At 64.6% G+C, this 23,149-nt stretch carries 16 protein-coding genes and 1 pseudogene; 8 read left to right on the forward strand and 9 right to left on the reverse strand.

Going from position 1 to position 23,149, the window contains the following annotated elements:
- Window positions 1-2: 2 nt before the first annotated feature.
- Complete coding sequence (locus tag ACVOLQ_RS16500) at window positions 3-1,823, forward strand: M56 family metallopeptidase (protein ID WP_481528677.1); 1,821 nt, start codon at window positions 3-5, stop codon at window positions 1,821-1,823.
- A 187-nt stretch (window positions 1,824-2,010) separates the two neighbouring features.
- Here ACVOLQ_RS16500 and ACVOLQ_RS16505 read toward each other — a convergent pair.
- From ACVOLQ_RS16505 to ACVOLQ_RS16515, 3 genes and pseudogenes are all read right to left on the reverse strand, one after another.
- Window positions 2,011-3,192, reverse strand: a pseudogene (locus ACVOLQ_RS16505) (ribonuclease H-like domain-containing protein); the annotation flags it as partial.
- Window positions 3,087-5,570, reverse strand: a complete 2,484-nt coding sequence (locus tag ACVOLQ_RS16510; RefSeq protein ID WP_481528678.1) for a DEAD/DEAH box helicase — start codon at window positions 5,568-5,570, stop codon at window positions 3,087-3,089. The gene ACVOLQ_RS16510 and the pseudogene ACVOLQ_RS16505, both read right to left, overlap by 106 nt.
- Window positions 5,571-5,702: 132 nt before the next feature.
- Window positions 5,703-7,898: an IgaA/UmoB family intracellular growth attenuator gene (locus ACVOLQ_RS16515; protein ID WP_481528679.1), complete on the reverse strand. Its 2,196-nt coding sequence runs from the start codon at window positions 7,896-7,898 to the stop codon at window positions 5,703-5,705.
- Between the two features lie 242 nt (window positions 7,899-8,140).
- Here ACVOLQ_RS16515 and ACVOLQ_RS16520 point away from each other — a divergent pair, with 242 nt between their 5' ends.
- The 3 genes from ACVOLQ_RS16520 (at window position 8,141) to rlmF (ending at window position 10,698) form a co-directional block, all read left to right on the forward strand.
- Window positions 8,141-8,641, forward strand: a complete 501-nt coding sequence (locus tag ACVOLQ_RS16520) for a hypothetical protein (protein WP_481528680.1) — start codon at window positions 8,141-8,143, stop codon at window positions 8,639-8,641.
- An 89-nt stretch (window positions 8,642-8,730) separates the two neighbouring features.
- Window positions 8,731-9,414, forward strand: a complete 684-nt coding sequence (tmk, locus tag ACVOLQ_RS16525; protein WP_481528681.1) for a dTMP kinase — start codon at window positions 8,731-8,733, stop codon at window positions 9,412-9,414.
- A gap of 294 nt (window positions 9,415-9,708) precedes the next feature.
- Window positions 9,709-10,698 (forward strand): 23S rRNA (adenine(1618)-N(6))-methyltransferase RlmF, encoded by a 990-nt coding sequence (gene rlmF / locus ACVOLQ_RS16530; protein WP_481528682.1) that lies wholly within the window; start codon window positions 9,709-9,711, stop codon window positions 10,696-10,698.
- A gap of 163 nt (window positions 10,699-10,861) precedes the next feature.
- Here rlmF and ACVOLQ_RS16535 read toward each other — a convergent pair whose 3' ends face one another.
- Both ACVOLQ_RS16535 and ACVOLQ_RS16540 read right to left on the reverse strand, forming a co-directional pair.
- On the reverse strand, window positions 10,862-12,043 hold the full coding sequence (locus ACVOLQ_RS16535; protein ID WP_481528683.1) for a DUF3667 domain-containing protein: 1,182 nt from the start codon (window positions 12,041-12,043) through the stop codon (window positions 10,862-10,864).
- 255 nt (window positions 12,044-12,298) lie between these two features.
- Window positions 12,299-12,748, reverse strand: coding sequence for a nuclear transport factor 2 family protein (locus ACVOLQ_RS16540; RefSeq protein ID WP_481528684.1), 450 nt, complete (start codon window positions 12,746-12,748; stop codon window positions 12,299-12,301).
- 150 nt (window positions 12,749-12,898) lie between these two features.
- Between ACVOLQ_RS16540 and ACVOLQ_RS16545 the strand changes: the two genes are divergently transcribed.
- A complete protein-coding gene (locus ACVOLQ_RS16545; RefSeq protein ID WP_481528685.1) occupies window positions 12,899-13,711 on the forward strand; it encodes a PIN domain-containing protein in 813 nt (270 codons plus the stop codon).
- 155 nt (window positions 13,712-13,866) lie between these two features.
- On the opposite strand, the gene ACVOLQ_RS16550 is transcribed toward ACVOLQ_RS16545, so the two are convergent.
- The 4 genes from ACVOLQ_RS16550 to ACVOLQ_RS16565 form a co-directional block, all read right to left on the reverse strand.
- A complete protein-coding gene (locus ACVOLQ_RS16550) occupies window positions 13,867-15,288 on the reverse strand; it encodes a short-chain fatty acid transporter (protein WP_481528686.1) in 1,422 nt (473 codons plus the stop codon).
- A 142-nt stretch (window positions 15,289-15,430) separates the two neighbouring features.
- Window positions 15,431-16,057: an isochorismate family cysteine hydrolase YcaC gene (gene ycaC / locus ACVOLQ_RS16555; protein WP_293711686.1), complete on the reverse strand. Its 627-nt coding sequence runs from the start codon at window positions 16,055-16,057 to the stop codon at window positions 15,431-15,433.
- Between the two features lie 256 nt (window positions 16,058-16,313).
- Window positions 16,314-17,003 (reverse strand): isochorismatase family protein, encoded by a 690-nt coding sequence (locus ACVOLQ_RS16560; protein ID WP_313174445.1) that lies wholly within the window; start codon window positions 17,001-17,003, stop codon window positions 16,314-16,316.
- A 250-nt stretch (window positions 17,004-17,253) separates the two neighbouring features.
- Window positions 17,254-18,120, reverse strand: coding sequence for a pirin family protein (locus ACVOLQ_RS16565; protein WP_481528687.1), 867 nt, complete (start codon window positions 18,118-18,120; stop codon window positions 17,254-17,256).
- A 126-nt stretch (window positions 18,121-18,246) separates the two neighbouring features.
- Between ACVOLQ_RS16565 and ACVOLQ_RS16570 the strand changes: the two genes are divergently transcribed.
- From ACVOLQ_RS16570 to ACVOLQ_RS16580, 3 genes are all read left to right on the forward strand, one after another.
- Window positions 18,247-19,152 (forward strand): LysR family transcriptional regulator, encoded by a 906-nt coding sequence (locus ACVOLQ_RS16570; RefSeq protein ID WP_313174476.1) that lies wholly within the window; start codon window positions 18,247-18,249, stop codon window positions 19,150-19,152.
- 85 nt (window positions 19,153-19,237) lie between these two features.
- Window positions 19,238-20,422, forward strand: coding sequence for an OmpA family protein (locus tag ACVOLQ_RS16575; protein ID WP_481528688.1), 1,185 nt, complete (start codon window positions 19,238-19,240; stop codon window positions 20,420-20,422).
- A 495-nt stretch (window positions 20,423-20,917) separates the two neighbouring features.
- Window positions 20,918-22,837 carry a M61 family metallopeptidase gene (locus ACVOLQ_RS16580; protein ID WP_481528689.1) on the forward strand — a complete coding sequence of 640 codons (1,920 nt, stop codon included), beginning with the start codon at window positions 20,918-20,920 and terminating at the stop codon, window positions 22,835-22,837.
- Window positions 22,838-23,149 lie beyond the last annotated feature (312 nt).

The following is a 23,149-nucleotide window of genomic DNA, read 5'->3' on the forward strand; positions in this document are numbered from 1 at the left end:
CCATGTCGATGACGCTTGAGTTGTTGGGCAGCCGCCTGTTGGCGACCAGCGTGCAGACCGCGCTGCTGGCCGGGCTGGTGTGGCTGCTTTGCCGATATGTGCGACGGCTGCCGGCCAGCACCCAGTGCGCGCTGTGGTGGCTGGTGGCGGTGCAGGCGGTGGTTGGCCTGTTCTGGGTGTCACCGCTGGAGTTGCCGCTGCTGCCTGCGGTCGAGGCTGCACCGGTGGTGGCACAGGCTGCCGCAACCGCTGCGCCGGTGACTACCGCACCGCTCATCGTGATGCAGCCCTTGCCGGTGGACAGCAACTGGTCATGGAGCCTGGTGCTGATGGCGATGTGGGCCGCCGGTGTATTGGTGATGGCCTTGCGCACCGTGCTGGCGTATCGCACCAGCCGTGCCCTGCTGCGTGCCGCACAGCCCTGCCGCGACCACAAGCTCAACGCCGCACTCGCGCTGGCCGCCGATGCGCATGGCCTGCACCGCGCACCGCGCCTGATGCTCAGCACTGCGATCGACTCGCCGCAGCTGATTGGACCGTGGCGTCCGGTACTGCTGTTGCCGGCACGTGGCCTGCAGCGCATGGGCGACGACCAGTTGGACATGGCTTTGACCCATGAGCTGGTGCATCTGCAACGCCATGACCTGTGGTTGGGATTGGTGCCTGCGCTCGCCCAGCACCTGTTCTTCTTCCACCCGGTGGTGCACCTGGCCGCCCGCGAATACGGCATTGCCCGCGAAGCCGCGGTGGATGCCGCGGTGGTCGCCGGTGACCGCCACTGCCGCCAACACTACGGACGCCTGCTGCTGCAGCTGGGCGTCGCTCCCCGGCCCGGCGCTGGTCTGGCCAGCGCGTCGCCGACCTTCCTCAGCCTCAAGCGGAGATTGCTCATGTTGCAGGACACTTCTTCCTTCCCGCGCGTCGGTGCGGCCCTGATCATCGCTGCCGTCGCGCTGGTCGGCGTAGCACCGCTGCGGTTGGTGGCGATGCCGGTACCGCCTGCGCCACCCGCACCGCCTGCTCCTGTGGCCGCGCCCGTCGCGCCGGTTGCGCCAACTGCACCGGTTACCCGCTCGGCGACACGTACGGTAGTTGCCGGCACTGCGGTACCCGCTGCACCGCCTGCGCCGCCAGCACCACCGGCATTGGTCGTGCCACCCGCACCGCCGGCGGCCCCGCCAGCCCCCGCTGCACCACTTCGCACGCAAGGCGTCATCCACCTTTCCAGCAACCAGAACGCCGATGGTTATGTGCTGATCAGGGGCAACCACAACGTCATGAATGGCAGCGTCGCCGACCTGCGCGAAGCCAAGCAACTGGACGATGGCAAGGGCGTGCTGCTGGTACGCCGTGATGGCAAGCGCTATGTGGTGCGTGATGCGGCAACCTTGTCGCGCTTTGAGCAGCTACATGCCGAGACCGTGCGTCTGGCTGATGCGCAGGGTCGGCTGGGTGACCGGCAGGGAGCGTTGGGTGACCGCCAGGGGCAGATCGGTGAGCGCATGGGCGAGATCGGCGCACGGATTGGTGAGCTGGCGAGTGAGCAGGCGCAGCTGGCATTGAGTTCGGGTGAACGTACCGCCGCACAACGCCGCGCGTCTGAAGAGGCACGGCGCAAGCTTGATCAGGCCCGCGAAGAAATGCAGAACCCGGCGATGCGTGCGGAGATGGAAAGCCTGGCCGCACAGCAGGTGGCCTTGGGCAAGCAGCAGGCGGAGCTGGGCAGGCAGCAGGCAGCAGCCAGTGCCAGGGCCAATCGTGATGCGGAGCAGCTGATTCGCGAAGCGATCAGCAGTGGAGTCGCGCAGCCGCTTGGTGGGTGATGTTTGAAGGTAGTGGCGGTGCAGCTGCGAAGCAGAGCAAGAGCGGAGCAAAAGCACCCCTCCCCAACCCTCCCCTGCGCTTCGCGCAAGGGAGGGGGCCGAGCTTTACTCCCTCCCTTTGGCGCAGCCAAGGGGAGGGCTGGGGAGGGGTAGGCTCTTGGAGTGGAGCGAGAAGAGCAACTGAAATTCAGCGCTCAGCTTCCAACGCCAACTCCGCCCGCTCATCTGCTTCCGCCTGCACCAAGCGCAGGAACAGCTGCGCCAGCGTCACCACATCCTGATGGTTATGCTCACCAACACGGCGCAGGTTGCGCGCGCTGCCACCGCGCAGGTAGCTCAGCCACGCCGCAGGCGCTTCCGAACCCGGCAGGTCATCCTCGCGTGCGATCAGCAGCAACTGCCGTTCGATGGTCGCCAGCCGGCAGTTCTCCCAGGTACCGCGATAGCGGCGGCGGGTGGGGAACAGCAGGTCCACGTGATCCAATGCCGAAATCGGATCACCGCGCCGCGCCAACCGGTAACGCGTCTTCAACAACGGCGCGTCATAGCAGCGGCCGTTGTAACTGGACAGCACGGTCGTTGGGGCCAGCCAGCTGGCGAACAGCTCCAGCATCGCGCTCTCCGCACCCATCGTCGACATCAGCAGCTGGCGCACGCGCAGGCCTTCGCCGCGCGCTGCATCGTGATGCCAGTCGGCGGCACCGATCATGAAGGCACGGGTACCGGTGCCGCCGGCCAGGCCGGTGGTTTCGGTGTCGAAGAACAGCAGATCCTGCGGTGCGACGGATTCTTCAGGACGTTTGCTGAAAGCCAACGACAGCGCTTGCGTTGGAATTGCCTGCGGGATGAAGGCTTCGATCAGGTGCAGGCCAGGTGCAATCTCGGTGCCGGGTAGATCACGATCCACCGGGCCACGTTCGACCTGTTGTGCAGGAGCGATGGCACGGTTGCGTGTCGCCAACAAGCGCCGCAATGCAGCGCCGTCCTGCGGGGCCGCGGGTTTGTGCTGGATCTGATCGACCCATCCAAACACCGAAGATTCCGTCTTCGGCTTTGGTAGGAGCGGCATCAGCCGCGAAGCCGATGCAGTTTCCGCAGCCGATGAAGAACCAGATGCATCCGGAGCAACCGGCTCTGCTGCGGCTTCCACCATCTGTGGCTTCGCGGCTGACGCCGCTCCCACAACAGCTGCGGGCTCCGCAGGCGACGCTGTCGCCAGCCCCGCTTGCTTACGCAGGGCCTTCAGTTTGTCCAGGCTGATGCTCATGGCAGCAGGTCGAGCGCCTCGTCGGCGGCAACCGCCTGCACCTGGTCGCAACGCTCGGCGGACAGCAGCGACAGCACCTTCAAGGCCAGCGAACGCGGCGTCTCGCCCTTGTCCTCTTCCTGTGCCGCCAGCACCGGGCCCACGCAGGCGGGGCAGCCGGCATTGCAGTCGCAGCGCTCTACCAGCTCCAGGGCGCGCTGCACCAGCTCGCCCTGGCGCTGCCACAGCGGTTCGCTCAGGCCCACGCCGCCGGGGAAGTTGTCGTACAGGTATACCGTCGGCACGAAGCTCTGCATCAGCTCCACCGCGCCTTCGCCGGCTTCGTTGCCGCGCAGCTGGCCACGGCCGGTCTGGTCGGCTACCGCAAACCAGGCACCGTCACCATTGCCCACCGCCTTCTGCAGGTCACGGGCGTCGGCCATCACCGCCACGGTGGCGACGATGTGCAGCGCATAGGCGGCACCGAGGAAACCATCCAGCGCGTCCTGCTTCTGCGCGAAGCTGCGCAGCAAGGTGGCCTGCGGCAGCTGCCACCAGACGGCGGTGGTATGCAGTTCCTGGTCGGGCAGGTTGACCGGGCCGTAGCCGATGTTCTCGTGCGTGTAATAGCGGATCTTCTTGTAACCGGCCACGCGCCGCACCACATGCACTTCGCCGTGGTGTGAATCGCCACGGCCGGCGCCATTGCCGTTGAAGCGGTCCAGCACCTTGAGCTTGGTGTAGTCGATGCTGTCGGTGTAGTAATCCACATGCGTGCGGGTGACATAGGCCTTGCGCCCGTCCCAGTCCAGCCGCTCCACCTGGTACGGCGTGCTCTGCACCATGTGGATGGCGCCTTCGTACAAGGTCAGTGCAGCGGCGGAATAGTCGACCTCGGCGATGATCTGCTGCTTGCCGTCGCTGCGGTCCACCACCACGAAGTTGCCATCGGCCACCGCGCGCAGGCTCACCGCATTGGCGGGGTAGCTGTCGGCAATCCATTCCCAGCGGTCGCCTTCCTGATGCACCACTTCGGTTTCGGCCAGGGCCTGCAGGAATACCAGCGGATCGATTGGCCCGAACGGTTCGCCTGCGAGGAATGGCAGCTCGAAGGCGGCGCAGCGGATGTGATCGAACAGGATAAGCGGCTGGTCCGGCGAGATGCGTGCGTGCTCGGGCGTGGCATTGGCGAAGAAATCCGGATGCCGCACCACGTACTGATCCAGCGGCTGGCTGCTGGCCACCATCACACCGAGTGCGGCCTGCTGGCGGCGGCCGGCGCGGCCGAAGCGCTGCCAGGTTGCCGCGACGCTGCCGGGGTAGCCGTTGAGGATGACCACGTCGAGTGCACCGATATCCACGCCCAGCTCCAGGGCCGAGGTGCTGACGATGCCGTCGATGTTGCCGGCGCGCATCGCCCGCTCCACCTCGCGGCGCTCGGTCGGCAGGTAACCACCGCGGTAGGCGCGGATGCGCGCCGGCTTGCGCGGGTCGCTATCGAAGATGTCCTTCAGGTACTTGGTCAGCACCTCCACCATCAAACGCGTCTGCGCGAACACCAGCGTCTTCAAGCCGCTCTTGATCGCGATGCGGGCAATGCGGTTGGCCTGCGAACGCGCCGAGGCGCGCAGGCCAAGATCCGGGTTGATGACCGGTGGGTTCCACAGCAGCACGTGCTTGGGCCCGGTCGGTGCGCCAGACTCGGTGATCGCATGCACCTTCTCTTCCACCAGGGCCTCGGCATGCGCATGGGGGTTGCCAATGGTGGCCGAGCACAGGATGAACTGCGGTTGCACGCCGTAGAACGCGCAGATGCGCTTGAGCCGGCGCAGCACATTGGTGACGTGGCTGCCGAACACACCGCGATAGGTGTGGATCTCGTCGATCACCACATAGCGCAGGTTCTCGAAGAACTGCGCCCACTTGGTGTGGTGCGGCAGGATGGCCTGGTGCAGCATGTCGGGGTTGCTGACCACGATATCGCCGTGCAGGCGGATCGCCTGGCGCGCATCGCCGGGGGTGTCGCCATCGAAGGTGAAGGCCTTGACCCCGAGGTCGCCGGCCCGGTTCAGCTCCAGCAGTTCGGCCACCTGGTCCTGCGCCAGCGCCTTGGTCGGGAACAGGTAGAGCGCCTTGGCATTGCCCTGCATCGCTGCGCTGACCACCGGCAAGGTGTAGCACAGCGATTTGCCGGAGGCGGTGGGGGTGACGATGGCGACATGCTCGCCGCGCTGGCTGGCATTCCAGGCCTCGGCCTGGTGTGAATACAGCTGCTCGATGCCGCGTGCTTTCAGCGCGGCTTTCAGCGCCTCGGGCACGTCATCGGGGATGGGGGCATAGCTGCCCTCGCGGCCCGGAAGGGTGAAGCTGCCGGTGACCCGGTCCTTGTAGCGCCGGGCCAGGCGCTGGCCGAGCAGCGAGCCGTCACGCGAGGGCAGGCCATCGGTGGTTGCCAGCGCCCGTTCGCTGGCTTCGGTGCGGGGAGCGAGGGAAAACGCCATGCACGGACTGCCGATCAAAGAGCCTTATGGAAGCATATCGCCGTCTCAATGGTTGAGACGGCGATATGCCGAAGCGAACGGCATGTCTGCGCAGCACGCCGCTCTCCAGGTTTTGGGCCTTTCCGGCGAAGCTCAGAACATCTGTTGCTGCCCGGGGGGCGGGCGCTTGCGCATATCCTCGGCCAAGGCCGTACGCCGCCGCCTGGCGTCGCGTATGCCAATGAACCGCCGTGCCAGTTGGCTGCCAAGCAGGGCCAAGGTGAGCAGAAGCAGCAAGGTGCCGCCGATGGCGGAGGGCGTTTTCCTGGGGTCGCCGTCCAGCGCCGACAGTTCCACACGCAGGCCGTTGCCGGTTTGGGTCACTCCTATGACGCGGGCATTGATCTGGAATGGTGACTCCTTGCCCAGCAGCTGCTGGGTGCGCTGCCATTGCTCCAGCAAACCGTTCGCGCCGTGGTGGTCGCCGCTTCCGTAGTCGCCACCGCTATCAGCATCCTCGGCAGAAGGATCTGCAACGCGTTCATCCATTGCCAGCGTCACCCCATCCTCGCCCTGAGCCAGGATCTGCGCTGTCTGCCTGGACAGCGCATGGGCAATGTCGGCGGAGGCGAAATCGCGGGTAAGCCCGCGGATGTTCTCGACGTCAGCGATGTTCAGTTCGATGCTGTTGAAGGCAGGTGGAAGATCCCCCAGCTTGCGCAGTTCCTGCGCCAGCGCCGGCCAGTCCGTCAGCAACCTGCTGCCGTTCTCATCATGGACTTCGAGCTGCAGCGCTTGTGCCAGCGAGCTCTTCAATGCATCACATTCGGCGGATGCGGTGGCGCAAACGGTCTCCAGCAGAGCCACCAGGTCATGCAGCCCACTGACTTCCAGCACCGACGGGGATGCGCCGAACGGATAGTTGCCCGTGCCAGCCATCATCGCGGTGAGCATCGCCTGTGAACTGGACCTGCGTGTCTGCAAGTAATTGCCCGAGTACAACGCCATGAGCGCTGGATCCAGTTGGAGCGAGCCCGCCTTGACGGGCTTGCCGCCCCAGCGGATCTGCAGGCAATCGGCGCCGGCAATCATTTCGCCGGAGTCGTCGCGGTGCGATGCGGGTGCACAGAACCCCGTACCGGAGAGCTGCAGCGTATCGCCGCGCGATGGCGGATTTTTCAGCAGCGATTGCGCGCTTGCATCCTCGCGCACCTTGCCGGGCATGATCGCGGCAATGCTGGTTTTCAGCTTCGGGATGACGCCATCATTTCCCGCCAGCGACAGCATCAGCGCAAACCCGCCCACCAAGCTCAGCAATAGCGGTGTGCGCCAGCGGGCTTCAGGGAAGCGTCGCTGTTCGTCTTCCAATGACCAGCCGTTGCCGAGCCCGAGGACTCGGCCACTGTCGCGGTCAACCTCGATTTCGACCGATTCGCCGGAAGTGACGCGGCCGCTGTTGCGCCAATGAGCGGGCAGGTGCAGCTTCAGGCTGTCGCCGAGAAGTGCATGGGTGTTGACCACGGCGGCGTTGCCGGCAGCGCGCTGGGTGAACATCAAAAGCGGGCCGCGGGCGCGATCAACCTGGCGTCGTGGGAGGGCATCCGCGCGTGGGCGCCGCAGCGCCAGCAGGATGCCGACAAGCACGCAGCCTAACCCGCCAAGGATGAACATCGTCTGCGCAATCCTGCCCAACGGGCACGCGCCAAGCCACAGCAGGATCGCCGCTGCCAACCAGGCCAAGGCCAGCGCTTTTTTCCAGCGTTGCTGCAGGCGCAGCTGCGCTTCGACCGCGGTCTCGGTGCGCTGATGCAACCATTCAACCGAATCAGCAGTCGGCGTGGTTGGGGCAGCCGGCGCAACGCTTCCGGGAGCACGCTCGGATCGCGCGGGTGCGGCGTCTGTTGCGGCGGCGGTGGCTGGCGTACCTGCTACCGCACGCTGGCGGCCGCCCACCACATCGAAGCCGTTCAATGTGACGACGATGGCGATATCGCCGGAAATCACCACTTCCGCGTCGTTTTCGGCGCCCACAAACGCCGGGGCGTCGTAGGGCATCAGCACGGTCACGTCATTGATGGTGTCGTGCAGGGTGGTGCCACTGTTGATGCTCACGCCATGCTGGCGGTACGGCCCTGTCAGGCGGCGGACCTCGGGCTGGAACAGCAAATTCTCCGTGACCTTCAGCGGCTCCAGGGCTGCGATTTCCGGTTCCGTCAGCGGGCGTGTGACCGGCGTCCTGCGTAATACCTGCAAGGCATCATGGTTGGCCGAGCGCCGTGACTGGTAGATCAGATAGCTGACCAGGGCGAAACCCAGCAGCAACAGTTTCACGACGATATAGAAGCTCATGAATGCAACCTCTGCGCGGTTGCCCCATTTGAGCGCGCATACGCGCCTGCCATCCTGGCCATCGTTCCTCCTATGAACTGATCGGCGAAATCCGTTTGTGTGCTGCAGTCAGTGACCGTCGCCAGGCACTGCACCGATGAATGTGAATGGACATCATGGGTGCCCAGCCACCTGCCACGAAATTTGAAGGTGGCGTCGGTAATATCGTGTGGCTCGGGCGTTCATGATAGGACGGGTAGGTGATGTGGCGATACAGGACGATGCTGGTAGTGCTGGGGGCCGTGGCATGCTTCCACGCGCAGGCCCAACAAGTGCCGGTAGCACCGCCTGCGGAAACCACCGCTGCGTCTGAAGCGACCCTGCTGACGGATCAGGATGCGCAACTGCCTGCAGGGCAGGACAACGTCACCACCCTGGGTGAGGTGCGCGCGATCAAGCCCGAGGACGACGAGCCGCTGGATCTGTACCGCTTCAAGAACCCGGTACAGGCCGCGCCCAACCGTTTCAGCAAGAACTGGAGCGAGCCACCCACGCCGGAGCAGGTGGGCATGAGTGGAGGCTACCTGATGATGGGTATCGGTTATGGCCTGATGAAGGCTGGGCAAGGCTTGAACAAGCTCACCGGAGGCCCTGACCAGATCCAGTCGGCCATCGCCCGGCCGCCGCCGGAGCTGACCGAGCAGGAGCGACAGCGAGCCGCCGAGTACTGTGCGATCAACGGCTGTACGGCGCCCGAGCGCTGAGCACAGGGCGTTCCGGCTAGGGCATTGGCGGGGCAGGGGAGCCGCGCCAATCCGAGCGATATTGGCCGGATCGGATTAAAGTAGCGCCCATGAACAATCAACAGATTCCCGGCGGCCTGCTCATTGCCATCGAAGGCATTGATGGCGCCGGCAAGACCACGCTCGCCCACACCCTGGCCCAGCACCTGCGCGCTGCAGGCGCACAGGTGGTGCTGGGCAAGGAGCCGACCAATGGTCCGTGGGGCACCCGTCTGCGTGCTACCGCTGCCACCGGCCGGTTGAGCCCGGAGCAGGAGGTCGAATACCTGCTGCATGACCGTCGCCAACATGTGGAAGAAGTGATCGCCCCCGCGCTGGCGCGTGGCGAGATCGTCATCCTCGACCGCTATTTCCCGTCGATGGTTGCCTACCAGGGCGCCGCCGGCCTGCCGCTGGACGAGATGCTGCAGGCCAACGATTTCGCGCCGCGCCCGAACCTGTTGCTGTTGCTGGACCTGCAGCCGGAGCAGGGGCTGGAGCGTATCCGCGCCCGTGGCGACAAGCCCAATCACTTCGAAACCGCACAGAACCTGGAACGTTGCCGGCTGATCTTCCAGCAGCTGGAGCTGCCCAACAAGCAGATCATCGATGCCAGCCAGAACGAAGCCGAAGTGCTGGCTGATGCGCATGCGGCGATTGTCGCGGCCTTGGCGCTGCGCGTGGGTGACCACGGCGCGCAGCTGCTGCAGAACGTACAGGAGCTGGATCTGGGCAAAGCATCAGCCGCTGGCTGATGCTGGATGTGTCCGGGTCAGGGCGCCACAGCGCCCCGGCTTCTGCCCCCTCCCTTTTGCGCAGCAAAGGGGAGGGTTGGGGAGGGGTAGGCTTGTCGCTGCGATCCTGCATCTGCGTCGCGGCTCACGCCGCTGCTGCAGGCAAATGGCCGAATGCTGATCCGTGGGCGCGGTCAGCCGCGAAGTCGAATTTGCTGAAGCGCGAGCAGACGGCGTGATCCGATGATGTACGTGCTTCGCGGCTGACGCCGCTCCTACAAACAACCAATGTCTCCGGCTTGCCCGAATACGCACATGACCTCATCGCCTCGACGCCCACGTGCCAAGCCCATTGCTGCACCGGCACAGCCGCTCCTGCATCCCCGCAACCGTCACCAGGGCCGCTATGACCTGGTGCGGTTGGTCGCGGCAAACCCTGCATTGCGTGCGCATCTGATCCGTACCCCGGCCGGCACCGACAGCATCGATTTCAGCAATCCAGCCGCCGTGCGTGAACTCAACCGCGCGCTGCTTGCCAGCGACTACGGTATCCAGCAATGGGATATCCCGGATGGCTATCTCTGCCCGCCGGTTCCGGGCCGGGTGGATTACCTGCACGGTCTGGCGGATCTGCTGGCTGCAGACAATGACGGCGCAATTCCACGTGGACCCGCGGTGCGCGCGCTGGACATTGGCGTCGGTGCCAACTGCATCTATCCCCTGCTTGGGCAGGCCGAGTACCGCTGGCGCTTCCTCGGCAGCGATATCGATGCGGATGCGTTGCAGGCCGCCAATGCCAATGTGCAGGCCAATGGTCTCGGCCAGATCATTGAAGTGCGCCAGCAGCATGCACGCGGCAACCTGTTCGCTGGCCTGCTGCAGGCCGATGAGCGCTTCCACCTGACACTGTGCAACCCGCCGTTCCATGCCTCGGCCAAGGAGGCGGCACAGGGCAGCCAGCGCAAGCTGCGCAATCTGGGCACCGCGCAGGCAGGCAGCCGCAAGGCGCCTGCGCTGAACTTCGGCGGCCAGGCCAACGAGTTGTGGTGCACCGGTGGTGAGGCCTCATTCCTGCGCCGGATGATCCGCGAGAGCGTGGATATCCAGCACCAGGTGCTGTGGTTCAGCTCGCTGGTGGCCAAGAGCGAGCATTTGCCCGATATCCACAAGCAGTTGGCCAAGGTTGGCGCGGGCGAGGTGCGTGAAGTAGCGATGGCGCAGGGCAACAAGCAGAGCCGGTTTGTTGCCTGGAGCTTCCATGGCGAGGCGGCGCGCAAGGCCTGGATGCAGGCAACGCAGGCTTGAATCGTCAGGCCGTAGACCGGGTAAGCGCGGCGCACCCGGGAAGCAGGGAACACAACGTCCGTCCGATCACGCGCCAACAGCCCCGGGTGCGCTGCGCTTACCCGGGCTACAGGGGCCGATCAGGTTCTTCTCAGGGGCATGGCGCCCGGGCTTCAAACCGGCTTCAAGCCGACACGCCGGCCAGTACCGCGTACATCACCACGAAGGTGACCAGGAAGAAATAGATGAAGCCGATGAAGCTGTAGCGCAGCAGCGTCAGGATCGGGTTGCCACCGTATACGCGCTGCTGCATCCAGAACAGGTAAATCGGCACCGACAACCACAACAGTGCGTACAGCCAGCCACAGAGCGTGCTGACCGCTGCGCTGCCGATCGCACCACTGATACCGGCGATGAGGAAGGTGCTCAGCAATACCAGCATCAACCAGCAGTGGCTGTACAAGGCCACTACCAGGTGCTCGAGGTAGCCCATCTGCCGCTGCCGGATATAGGCGACGCGCAGCACCAGCGCGAAGATCGGCATCAGGAAGAACAGCGCACCGGGCAGCGAGGTCAGGATGGCCTGGACATACAGGTCGGTCTTGTTGCCCATGCGCTCGACATTGGCCTGGCCATTGGCCAAGCGGCGGTTCAACCAGTTGCTGACGAATTTCGGCCAGCCCTCCAGCACGATGGGGTTGGTCTCGGCGTCCCAGGGCTTGCCGTTGACCGGGACATCGATGAAGACGGCCTTCTTCTCGGCCCTGACGCGGTCCGCTGCGTCGTTGGCGCGCGCCAGCGCCGAGTCGGTAGCGCTGCGTGCGGAAGGCGCTGCCTGCGCTTCAAGCTCGGCGCGGCGTTGCGCCGCCGACGTGTTGACCGCGGCCATGGCCACGGCGAATGCCGCGGCGGCGGCGGGCGTCGCTTTCTCCTGCTGCTCCAGCTGCGCAACCTGTGCTGCCCGCGTGGCTTCCACCTCGGCCACGGTTTGCGCCTTGGCATAGGCCTGATCGGCGTTGTTGCCGGTGCCGAAATCGTCGCTATGCAGGGTCAGCTTGCCGACGAAGAAGGTGAACAGGGTGAGGATCACGAACAGCCGCAGCGGCTGCACATAGCCGACGCGCTGGCCCTTGAGGAAGTTGACGGCAATCCGGCCCGGCACCAGCAGGTCACGCAGGGTGCGGAAAATGCGACCGTCCAGGTGCCAGAACGATTCGAACACCTCTTCGACCGCATGCCCGAAGTTCTTCAGTGGGTTATGCGCTGACTGCCCGCAGCCATGGCAGTAGTGGCCCTGCAGCGGCGTGCGGCAGTTCTCGCAGGCGCCGTGTTCGGAAGTGGAATGCACGACTTCGGTCTGGCTCATGGGCTGGCGCGGCGGGAACGGTTCGAAGCCGCATACGATAACGGGGTTTTCCGGCTTCGTTCAGTATCCGTTACAAAAAACACCCGCCGAAGTAGAGCCCCTCTCCCGTTTACGGGGTGAGAGGGGCAGCATGCGAACCATCGGTTCGCTGCCCATCGAACGCACTTGCGCCAGCGCAAGGGCCGGGGCGCGGAGCGGGGGTTGGGGTGGGGGAAGCTCCTCGCTCGTAGACCCCAAAGCCCAAGCCCCCAAGCCTCAACCGCCCCGCACCTTCCGATGCCACAGCGCATTGACGATCACCCAGCGCCCGTCAAACCGTCCCATCTGCAGGTGATCGATGAACCACGGGCTCTCCAGCCGCACCGTGGCGATGTCCTCGTCCACCTGCAGCACCGTCACCGTGCGCTGCCACTGCTCGCGCGGCGTCTTCAGCGCGCCATCGCGGGTGAAGCGGATCAGCTCATCCGAGCTCATCCGGCCCAGGCCCAGGGTTTCATTGGGATTGGCAACCACATTGCGCTTGGCCAGATCCGGATGCAGCGCCCGCGTCACCCGTGCGACATCGCCTTCCAGCTGCCCGTCCATATAGTCGTAAGCAGTGGCCTCGATGGCCTGCAGGGTGGCTGCATCGGGTGGCGCCGCCGCGACGTTGCCGGCGACACAAAGCACTCCCACAACAAACACGCGTAGTGCGGCTGACAGCATGGTCGGTTCCTGATGGGGGGGGCTGCGGAAGCGTGGCAGCTACTGGTGGGGATGCAATGGGCTGGAGGTCATTTGCCGCTCTGCTGACGTTGCGTCGGAAGCGACGAACTGAATGTGTTCAGTTCAAGGGTATGGTTTGGCAAACGGGGAATGCTGGGCGAAGATCCGAAATGGGGCAGCTGGGGAATTGCGGGAATGCAGAGTGAAACTATTGCGACGCTGGTCCCGGTGGAGAACCGGCGCATCAACTACGTGTTGGTCGATCACGAGAACGTCCAACCGACCGATCTGAATCTGCTTGATCGTGAAGATGTCCGTCTCTGGGTATTCGTTGGTGCCGCGCAGACCAAACTGTCGTCGGAGCTGGCAATCCAGATGCAGGTCATGCGCGAGCGCGCCGACTATGTCCGGATATCTGGCAATGGTTCCAATGCCTTGGATTTCCATATCGCCTTCCATATCGGTCAGTTGGCGGCAGTCGACCCTCGTGGGTTCTTCCACATCATCTCCAAGGACACCGGATTCGATCCTCTGGTGCAGCACCTGAAGACGAAGAAGATCCTTGCCTGCCGTTCGGCAGCGGTTGGTGACATGCCGCTATTCAAGCCCGTACTTGCTGACAAGCCTATGGTGTCTGCGTCAAAGGCAGCTGAAAAAGCGAGCGCGAAGAAAGTGACGGTTGTAGTTGAAAAAGCTTCACCCCCCGCCAAGAAGCCTGCGGTTGCCGTGGCCAAGAAGGCTGTACAGGCGAAGGCGATGACAGCGGCAGAAAAGCTCGCTCGAATGAAGGCGCTGTTAGCCAAGATGACAAGTGGTAAGCCTGGAACTCTGGCGGCGTTGAAGAAACACATCGCGTCCAATTTTCAGAATCAGATCAATACTCAAGAGGTTGATGCGCTGATCGCGGGTCTGAAGAAGGCGGGCACATTGAAGGTTGATGGCACCAAGGTGATATTCAGCTGACTTCGGCGCTGTGTTTACATTGTTGAAGCGCCTGTGCGGTTGTCGCTTTGATTGCTTGGAAAGCCCCTGCCGAGCATGGCTCGGCACTACAGGACGCAAAAAGCAGAACGCCACGCAATGCGTGGCGTTCTGCGTTCAATCGTAGCGGCAAACCGTCAAGGCATTACGGGTGGCGTGTACGCCAGCGTCGCACCCAGCGCCCACAACAGCAGCAGCACCAGCGGGGTATGCACCAGCAGCTGCACGAAGGTGAAGCCGATCAGGTCGCGGGCCTTCAGGCCGAGCACGCCGAGCAGCGGCAACATATAGAACGGGTTGATCAGGTTGGGCAGGGCTTCGGCGGCGTTGTAGATCTGCACCGACCAGCCGAGGTGGTAATGCAATTCATTGGCCACCTGCATTACGTACGGGGCTTCGATGATCCACTTGCCGCCACCGGAGGGGATGAAGAAGCCCAGCACCGCCGAGTAGCTACCCATCAGCAGCGCATAGGTGTCGTGGCTGGCGATCTGGGTGAAGAAGGTGGAGATGATATGGGCCACGCTATGGCCTTCGCTGCCGTTGACCGTGGTCATGATGGCGGCGATGGAGCCGTACAGCGGGAACTGGATCAGCACGCCGGTGGTGGACGGGACGGCGCGCGAGACCGCATCGAGGAAGCTGCGCGGGCGCCAGTGCAACAGCGCGCCAGCCATCAGGAACAGCAGGTTGTAGGTGTTCAGGCCGGAGATCGCCTGGATCGCCGGCTTGGTGCTGAACTCGTGGATCAACCAGCCAGCGGCCAGCGCAACCAACAGCAGGATCAGCAGCGGGCTGTGCTCCAGCCACTCGCCGGGGCGGGTGGGCTTGGCCTTGGACGGGGCGGCATCGGCGCTGACATCCACGCCGCAGTCGGCGGCATCGCGCGCCGAGTTGGCGGCCGGTGCGGTGACGTAGGCAATGATCAGCGATACCACCACCAACGCGGCCAGCAATACGCCGGACTGCCACAGGAAGATGGTTTCAGTGAACGGGATGACGCCGGTGATCGACAGGATGGACGGTGGCAGGCTGGCCGGGTTGGCCTGCAGCTGTGCGGCCGAGGAGGACAGGCCCAGGGCCCAGACCGCACCGAGGCCAAGATACGCCGCCGCGCCAGCAGCGCGGTAATCCATCTTCAGCTCGCTGCGGCGGGCCAGGGCGCGTACCAGCAGGCCGGCAAACACCAGGCTCAGGCCCCAGTTCAACAACGATGCGGTCATCGACACGATGGCGACCAGTGCCACCGCGCTGCGGCCGTTCTTCGGCACGCGGGCCAACCGATCTATCAAGCGCGAGGCCGGACCCGAAGAGGCCACCACATAGCCGCCGATCACCACGAAGGCCATCTGCATGGTGAAGGGGATCAGGCTCCAGAAGCCGTCGCCGAAGGCCTTGGCGGTGTCGGTAGGCGCGGCGCCAATGGACAGCGCCGCAAGCGAGACGGCGGCCAGGGCGAGGGCGGCGAACACCCAGGAGTCGGGGAACCAGCGTTCGGCAAAATTCGCACAGCGGATCGCAAAGCGCGCCGAGGCGGTGTCTTGGGTGGTGGGCTGCATGGGGCGGATACCGTGGGGAAGCAACCCGGGGACGGTAACGCGGCAGCGACGATGCGCGGAACTGGACCTTCGGATAGTGCCCGCGTATTCATGCGAAGACGCCGCTTGCGGCGGAGCGGCGTCTTCGTGCTTAGCTGGCGGCTTACTTGCCGGCAGTCAGCGTGGTGTAGCTGGTGATCAGATTGCGGTAGTCGGGGATGTGGTTGGAGAACAGCGCGCCCAGGCCTTCCACATCGTTGCGCCAGTCGCGGTGCAGCTCGCAGGCCACGCCGAACCAGGTCATCAGCTGTGCGCCGGCCTGCTCCATGCGGCTCCAGGCAGCCTGCTGGGTCATGCTGTTGAAGGTGCCGGACGCATCGGCGACGACGAACACCTCGAAATCCTCGGCCAGTGCCGACAGCACCGGGAACGATACGCAGACCTCGGTGACCACGCCGGCAACCAGCAATTGCTTCTTGCCGGTAGCCTTGACCGCCTTGACGAAGTCTTCGTTGTCCCAGGCATTGATCTGGCCGGGGCGGGCGATGTACGGCGCATCCGGGAACAGCGCCTTCAGCTCAGGCACCAGCGGGCCGTTCGGGCCGTTCTCGAAGCTGGTGGTGAGGATGGTGGGCAGCTTGAAGTAGTTGGCGATGTCGGCCAGTGCCAGCACGTTGTTCTTGAACTTGTCGGGGTCAATATCGCGGACCAGCGACAGCAGGCCGGTCTGGTGATCGACCAGCAGGACGGCGACGTCATCTTTGTTGAGGCGGGTGTAAGGCTTGCTCATGGGAGGCTCCGATGTTTCCTTCTCCCTCCGGGAGAAGGTGCCCCGAAGGGGCGGAAGAGGGTGCGGTTGCGCACTGCTGGGACGCTGAAAGAATTGGATGGTTTGTTTTTCGCTGGCTTCGTTCTGCCCTCACCCCAACCCCCGTTCCGCGCCCCGGCCCTTGCGCTGACGCAAGGGCGTTCGAACGGCAGCGAACCGGTGGTTCGCAAGCTGCCCCTCTCACCCCGACGGGAGAGGGGCTTGATCTGCTTGTGCTTCAGCTGCGCTGTGAATCCAGCTGCTCGTGGTTGGTCACCACTTCCTGTGCCTTGCTGTAGCTCTCGATCAGCAACTGGTAGTTGGGGAAGATGTTGGTGTAGGCCTGCGCCCATTCGGCGGCGTCTTCGCGGTTCCAGGTCTTCTGCAGTTCAGAGGCGACCGCAGCCACATCGATGACCACGACGCCAGCCTGCATCATCCGCGCCAGGGTGATTTCCTGCGCCTGCTTGGAATAGGTGCCGGAGGCATCAATCACCGCAAACACCTGGTAGCCGTCGGCCACTGCGGCAATCGACGGGAACGCCATGCACACGCTGGTGATGGTGCCGGCGATGATCAGCTGCTTCTTGCCGGTGTCCTTCACTGCCTGCACGAAGTCCGGGTTGTCCCAGGCATTGATTTCACCCTTGCGTGCCACGTACTTGGCGTGCGGCGCGTTCTGGTGGATTTCCGGAATCAGCGGGCCGTTCGGGCCCTGCGGCACCGAGGCGGTGGTGATCACCGGGATCTTCGCCAGCGAGGCCAGCTTGGCCAAGGTCGAGGCCAGCCGCCGCAAGGTGGTGAACGGCATGTCGTGCACGGTCTGGAACAGGCCGCTCTGGTGATCGATCAACAGCATTGCGACGTTGTTGGGATCGATGACGGGTTTTGCGCCGTTGAAGTTGGCAACGTGAGGGAAGGTATACATGGCGAGACTCTCTTGGTCTGGATGGCATGGCACCGGGCTGAGTGCCGTGGTGCGGAGAAGAGATGACCGGGGTGGGCCCTGTCATTGGGGACTACGCTGTTGTTTGCTTGGTACTGACTTCGTTCGCCCTCACCCCAACCCCCGCTCCGCGCCCCGGCCCTTGCGCTGGCGCAAGGGCGTTCGATGGGCAGCGAACCGGTGGTTCGAAAGCTGCCCCTCTCACCCCGTGAACGGGAGAGGGGCTTGAGCATTACGCTGCAATCTGGCCGAAGCGGCCGGAGTTGAAGTCATCCATCGCCTGACGGATTTCTTCCTGCGTGTTCATCACGAACGGGCCGTAGCCGGCGATGGGCTCGTCGATCGGCTCACCGGCCAGTACCAGCACGGTGGCCTCGGTATTGGCCTCCAACTCCACCTCACCGGCAGCGCGGTCGAACAACACCAGCTGGCCTTCCCGGGCAACCTGGCTGCCGTTGAGCAGCACGGTGCCGTGCAGGATCACCATCGCCACGGTGTGGCCTTCGGCGAACTGCAGCGTGGTGTGCTTGTCACGCGACAGCCGCATATCCCACACGTCCATCGGCGTATGCGTGCGGGCCGGGCCGCGCTGGCCGCCGAATTCACCAGCAATCACCCGCACCGTGCCGGCGTCATCGGCCAGCGGCACCACCGGAATATCGGCGTTGCTGATGTTCTGGTAGCCGGGCGCGGCCATCTTGTCCTTGGCCGGCAGGTTGACCCACAGCTGCACCATCTCCAGCTTGCCACCGCGCTGGGTGAAGGCCTCGGAATGGAACTCCTCGTGCAGGATGCCGGAGGCAGCGGTCATCCACTGCACGTCGCCCGGGCCGATCTCGCCACCGGCGCCGGTGGAGTCGCGGTGTGCCACTTCGCCGTCGTAGACGATGGTGACGGTCTCGAAGCCACGGTGCGGGTGCTGGCCGACGCCACGCGGGGTCTGGGCCGGCGTGAACTCGGCCGGGCCGGCATGGTCCAGCAGCAGGAAGGGGCTGAGCTGGCGGCCGTGGGTGTTGTACGAGAACAACGAACGGACCGGGAAGCCATCACCCACCCAGTGCGGGCGGGGGGCGCTGTAGAGGCCACTGATCTTCTTCATCTGTCTGCTCCTTGTGCGGCGCCGGGAGGGCGCCTGCGATGGGGCAAAGATTAGGATTGGGACGATCACGCCGGTAGACGGCAAAAAATGGTCTCATAGTCCTATATGGTGAACGCTGGGGCAGTGATGCAGGACCTGAACGACCTTTACTACTACGCCAAGGTGGTGGAACACGGCGGCTTTGCCCCGGCCGGGCGCGCGCTGGGCGAGCCCAAGTCCAAGCTGAGCCGGCGTATCGCCCTGCTGGAGGAACGGCTGGGCGTGCGCCTGATCCAGCGGTCCACCCGCCACTTCTCGGTCACCGAGGTCGGCCAGACCTTCTACGCGCACTGCCGCGCCATGCTGGTGGAGGCGGAAGCTGCGGCCGAGTCGATCGAACTGACCCGCTCGCAGCCACGCGGCGTGGTGCGGGTGAGCTGCCCGACCATGCTGCTGGATTTCCGGGTGGCGGCGATGGTGGCCGATTTCATGGCCCGCTGCCCGGACGTGGAGGTGCACCTGGACGCCACCAACCGCCGCGTCGATGTCATCGCCGAAGGTGTGGACGTGGCCATCCGCGTGCGTCCGCCGCCGCTGGAAGACAGCGAGTTGGTGCTCAAGGTATTGGCCGAGCGCACCCAGTGCCTGGTGGCCGCACCGTCGCTGCTGGAAACACATGGGCATTCGCATGGCCCGGCGGATCTGCATCTATTACCGAGCGTGGCGCTTGGCGTGCCACAGGCCGAGCACGTCTGGCGCTTGATTGGTCCAGGCGGCGCGACGGCGGAAGTACCGCATCATCCGCGTCTGATCACCCGCGGCATGGTGGCGTTGCGTGCCGCGGCATTGGCCGGTGTGGGTGTGGCGCAGCTGCCGACGATGATCGTGCGCGATGCCTTGGATACCGGGCAACTGCTCAATGTCGCCCCGGACTGGGCGCCGCCGAAGGAGATCATCCACGCGGTATTCCCATCGCGGCGTGGCCTGTTGCCCTCGGTACGATTGTTCATCGACCACCTTGCCACCTCGTTCGCGGCGCTGGACGAATCCTGAGCATGCGTTGCCAAGCGTGCGGCGGTCACGGAAATTGAACAAGGTGTTGGCAAAAATGCGGGTTTCGCACAAAGGGAGTTGCTGCATGCGTGTTGCTGTCGTGTCACTGGCTTGTCTCAGTGTTCTTGTCGCCGCCTGCGGGCGCGATGCACCTGCCGATCAACCTGCTGCTGCAACGCCGGAAGCTGCGCCCGCGGCGACCACTGCTGCGACGGCCCCCAACGCGGAAGTGCTGACTGCAGGCAGCATCGAATTCCCGGTGATCCCGACCATCATGGTGCCCAGCATCGTTGGCAGCGGCCCGGCACAGAAGCGGCTTGAGCAATCGATGCAGTCGCTGATCGATCCGGTCGCCGGCATCAGTGTGCGACCGGCCAACTGCGCCACCGATGGTGGGCTGGTCAATGAAAGCGGCTTCACCAATGTTGACGCGCAGGGCAACCTGGAGCGCGTCGGCGGCCACGGTGTGTTCAACATCGGTGCCGATGGCAGTGGCCAGGCGGTAACCGGCGACGGCGTGGTGGAAGTGAAGCCCGATGGCAGCGGCAGCGTCGTCAACGATGCCGGTACCTTCGAGGTGAATGCCGATGGTTCCGGCAGTTATGTCGGTGCCCACGGCAATATCGAACTGGACGGCAAGGGTGCCGGCAGCTGGGTGGGAAGTTTCGGCACCATCGAGAACCACGGTGATGGCTCGGGCAGCTGGGTGGGTGGCGATGGCAACATCGAGATCAACGCCGATGGCTCTGGCAAGTGGATTGGTGGCCCTGAAGGCATCGTTGAAAATCGGGGCGATGGTACCGGTACCGTGGGCGCGGTACCGCGCGAAGTGAAGATGGCACCGTTGCCGCCGCTGCCGCCGGCCGGCAAGTTCCCGCTGCTGGACAAGTTCAAGCCCTCCGGTGCGCCCTGCGGCTATGTCATCACCCTCAATGACAAGGTGCTGTTCGATTTCGACAAGGACGTGATCCGTCCGGATGCCGGCAAGGTGCTGGATGTGCTGGCGACAGCGCTGGGCAAGGTGCCGTCCAGCGCAATGGAGATCCGCGGCCATACCGATGCCAAGGGCAGCGACGACTACAACCAGAATCTGTCCGAGCGCCGTGCCCAGGCCGTGCTTGCAGCATTGCGCCAGCGGGGCAGCGCGACCGACGCGGCTGCACGCGGTTACGGTGAATCGCAGCCGGTGGCGCCAAATGAGATCAATGGCAAGGACAACCCCAGCGGCAGGCAGCTCAATCGGCGCGTGGAGATTTTTGTCCGCACGTAAGCCTGGGGCCTGTTTGTAGGAGCGGCGTAAGCCGCGAAGCCACTGTTGCTTCCGAAGCAGTGGATAGCCAAATCCAACCCAGCCAACAACAATCGCCACGTCTGCCAGACCAGCAGGCATTCGTCGCTTCGCGGCCTGCGCCGCGCCTACAGATCGGGGCTGGCCGGTGTTTTTTGTTTGGTGCATGGAGCCTCTGCCGAGCATGGCTCGGCACTACACCCCCTCCCTTTGGCCGCAGGCCAAGGGGAGGGCTGGGGAGGGGTGCTTTTGACGTTGGCTTGGAGAGCCATTGCCGAGCATGGCTCGGCACTACACCTCCTCCCTTTGGCCGCAGGCCAAGGGGAGGGCTGGGGAGGGGTGCTTTTGACGTTGGCTTGGAAAGCCTCTGCCGAGCATGGCTCGGCACTACCGGTGATGTGTTGATGACCATCGGCCCGTGTCATGCACCACAGGCTTGTCGCATGATGGCCCTCTCAGACAAGCGAGAGGTTGGTGATGCATGTGTTCCGTCCTGCAGTGCTGGGGCTGGCCCTGATGGCCGCCATGGGGTTGGCCAACGCGGCGCCGGATGTGCCGGACGTGGATGCACGCGGCGTCAAGATCAGCGAGGCTGCGTACCCCGGCACCATCCGCCTGGAGGTGGACGCCACCGACCTGGGCCAGCGCGTGTTCAAGGTGCGCCAGACCGTGCCGGTGCAGGCCGGCCTGCAACGTTTCCACTACCCGGCCTGGTTGCCGGGCAACCATTCGCCCACCGGCCAGATCGAGAAGCTGGCTGGACTGGTGATCAGCGGCAACGGCCAGCGCCTGGACTGGGTGCGTGACCCGCTCGACGTCTACACCTTCAACGTGCAGGTGCCCGAAGGCGTGAGCGAGCTGCGCATGGACTTCCAGTTCCTCAGCCCCACCGATTCGGCGCAGGGCCGCACGGTGATGACGCCGAACATGCTCAACCTGCAGTGGAACGCGATGCTGCTATACCCGGCCGGGCACGCTGCGCATGCCATCACCTACCAGGCCAGTGCGCGCTACCCGCAGGGTTGGGAAGCGGCCAGCGCCCTGAGCGTGGCCAGCCGCAGCGGTGACACCGTCAACTACGCGCCGACCAACCTGGAAATCCTGGTGGATTCGCCGGTGTTTGCCGGCCGCTACCACCGCATGTTCGACCTGGCGCCGGCCGGTACCCGGCCGGTGCGGCTGAACGTGTTTGCCGACCGCGCCAAGGATCTGGAGGCCAAGCCCGAGCACATCGAGCAGCACCGCGCGCTGGTGACGCAGGCCCGCAAGCTGTTTGGTGCCGAGCATTACGACCACTACGATTTCCTGTTCGCGGTGACCAACCAGCTCGGTGGCATCGGCCTGGAGCACCAGCGTTCCAGCGAGAACAGCGAAGACCGCGATTACTTCAGTGGCTGGGACGCCAAGGTCGGCAGCAGCGACCTGCTCGGCCATGAATACACACATTCCTGGGATGGCAAGTACCGTCGTCCGGCCGACCTGGCCACGCTCAACTACAACGTGCCGATGCAGGGCAGCCTGCTGTGGGTGTACGAAGGCCAGACCCAGTACTGGGGCAATGTGCTGACCGCGCGTGCAGGCATCCGCCCGCAGGAGGCCTCGCGCGATGCCCTGGCGATGGTGGCGGCTACTTATGCCGACAACCGCCCGGGCCTGGAATGGCGCTCGCTGGGTGACACCACCAACGACCCGGTGATCGCCCGCCGCAAACCCAAGCCCTATCGCGGCTACCAGATGAGCGAGGACTACTACCAGGGCGGGCAGATGCTGTGGCTGGAAGCCGACGTGCGCTTGCGCACGCTTAGTGGCGGCAAGCGCAGCCTGGACGATTTCGCCAAGGCCTTCTTCGGCCAGAACGACGGCCAATGGGAGCGCCCGGACACCTATACCTTCGAGGACGTTGCCGCGACGCTGGAGCAGGTGCAGGCCACCGGCGACTGGTCGCAGTTCCTGCGTGAGCGCGTGGACCATCGCGCCGGCCTGGTCGGTGGCATCGAAGCCGCAGGCTGGAAGCTGGTTTACAAGGACAAGCCCAGTGCCTATTTCAAGGCGATGATGAAGGGCCGCGGTGCCAACTTCATCTACTCGCTGGGTGTGGCGTTGAGCCCGGCCGGCTACGTCAATGAAGTGCGTTGGGACAGTGCCGCGTTCAACGCCGGTGTTGGCACCGGCATGCAGGTGCTGGCGGTGAATGACCTGCAGTACAGCGCCGACGAACTGGAAGAAGCCGTGCGTGCGGCCAAGGACAGCAAGCAGCCGGTGCGCCTGCTGGTCAAGGAGATGGACGTGTACCGCACACTGAGCATCGACTACCACGGCGGGCTGCGCTACCCATCGCTGGAACGCATCGAAGGCAAAGCGGACTACCTGACCCCCATCCTCACCGCCCGCAAATAAGGCACCGTAGTGCCGAGCCATGCTCGGCAAGGGGGTCACTGTAGTGCCGAGCCATGCTCGGCAAGGGGCTTTCCAAGCAATCCAACTGTAGTGCCGAGCCATGCTCGGCAAGGGGCTTTCCAAGCAATCCAACTGTAGTGCCGAGCCATGCTCGGCATGAGGCTTTACCGCAAAACCAAAAGCCCCCCTCATCCGCCCCTTCGGGGCACCTTCTCCCGCAAGCGGGAGAAGGGAAAAAGCCAAAGCCAAAGCCAATACCATACCGCACCCCACAGCCCAGGGGCAGCACAACGGCCACCGCAACAGCGCCCC

This window comes from Stenotrophomonas sp. STEN031 (assembly GCF_056759975.1).

What these genes read in the sequence shown, in the direction of transcription:
- ACVOLQ_RS16500 (WP_481528677.1), top strand. Translation starts at nt 3, where the DNA reads ATGTCGATGACGCTTGAGTTGTTGGGCAGCCGCCTGTTGGCGACCAGC.
- ACVOLQ_RS16510 (WP_481528678.1), bottom strand. Translation starts at nt 5,570, where the DNA reads ATGGCGTTTTCCCTCGCTCCCCGCACCGAAGCCAGCGAACGGGCGCTG.
- ACVOLQ_RS16515 (WP_481528679.1), bottom strand. Translation starts at nt 7,898, where the DNA reads ATGAGCTTCTATATCGTCGTGAAACTGTTGCTGCTGGGTTTCGCCCTG.
- ACVOLQ_RS16520 (WP_481528680.1), top strand. Translation starts at nt 8,141, where the DNA reads ATGTGGCGATACAGGACGATGCTGGTAGTGCTGGGGGCCGTGGCATGC.
- tmk (WP_481528681.1), top strand. Translation starts at nt 8,731, where the DNA reads ATGAACAATCAACAGATTCCCGGCGGCCTGCTCATTGCCATCGAAGGC.
- rlmF (WP_481528682.1), top strand. Translation starts at nt 9,709, where the DNA reads ATGACCTCATCGCCTCGACGCCCACGTGCCAAGCCCATTGCTGCACCG.
- ACVOLQ_RS16535 (WP_481528683.1), bottom strand. Translation starts at nt 12,043, where the DNA reads ATGAGCCAGACCGAAGTCGTGCATTCCACTTCCGAACACGGCGCCTGC.
- ACVOLQ_RS16540 (WP_481528684.1), bottom strand. Translation starts at nt 12,748, where the DNA reads ATGCTGTCAGCCGCACTACGCGTGTTTGTTGTGGGAGTGCTTTGTGTC.
- ACVOLQ_RS16545 (WP_481528685.1), top strand. Translation starts at nt 12,899, where the DNA reads ATGCTGGGCGAAGATCCGAAATGGGGCAGCTGGGGAATTGCGGGAATG.
- ACVOLQ_RS16550 (WP_481528686.1), bottom strand. Translation starts at nt 15,288, where the DNA reads ATGCAGCCCACCACCCAAGACACCGCCTCGGCGCGCTTTGCGATCCGC.
- ycaC (WP_293711686.1), bottom strand. Translation starts at nt 16,057, where the DNA reads ATGAGCAAGCCTTACACCCGCCTCAACAAAGATGACGTCGCCGTCCTG.
- ACVOLQ_RS16560 (WP_313174445.1), bottom strand. Translation starts at nt 17,003, where the DNA reads ATGTATACCTTCCCTCACGTTGCCAACTTCAACGGCGCAAAACCCGTC.
- ACVOLQ_RS16565 (WP_481528687.1), bottom strand. Translation starts at nt 18,120, where the DNA reads ATGAAGAAGATCAGTGGCCTCTACAGCGCCCCCCGCCCGCACTGGGTG.
- ACVOLQ_RS16570 (WP_313174476.1), top strand. Translation starts at nt 18,247, where the DNA reads ATGCAGGACCTGAACGACCTTTACTACTACGCCAAGGTGGTGGAACAC.
- ACVOLQ_RS16575 (WP_481528688.1), top strand. Translation starts at nt 19,238, where the DNA reads ATGCGTGTTGCTGTCGTGTCACTGGCTTGTCTCAGTGTTCTTGTCGCC.
- ACVOLQ_RS16580 (WP_481528689.1), top strand. Translation starts at nt 20,918, where the DNA reads ATGCATGTGTTCCGTCCTGCAGTGCTGGGGCTGGCCCTGATGGCCGCC.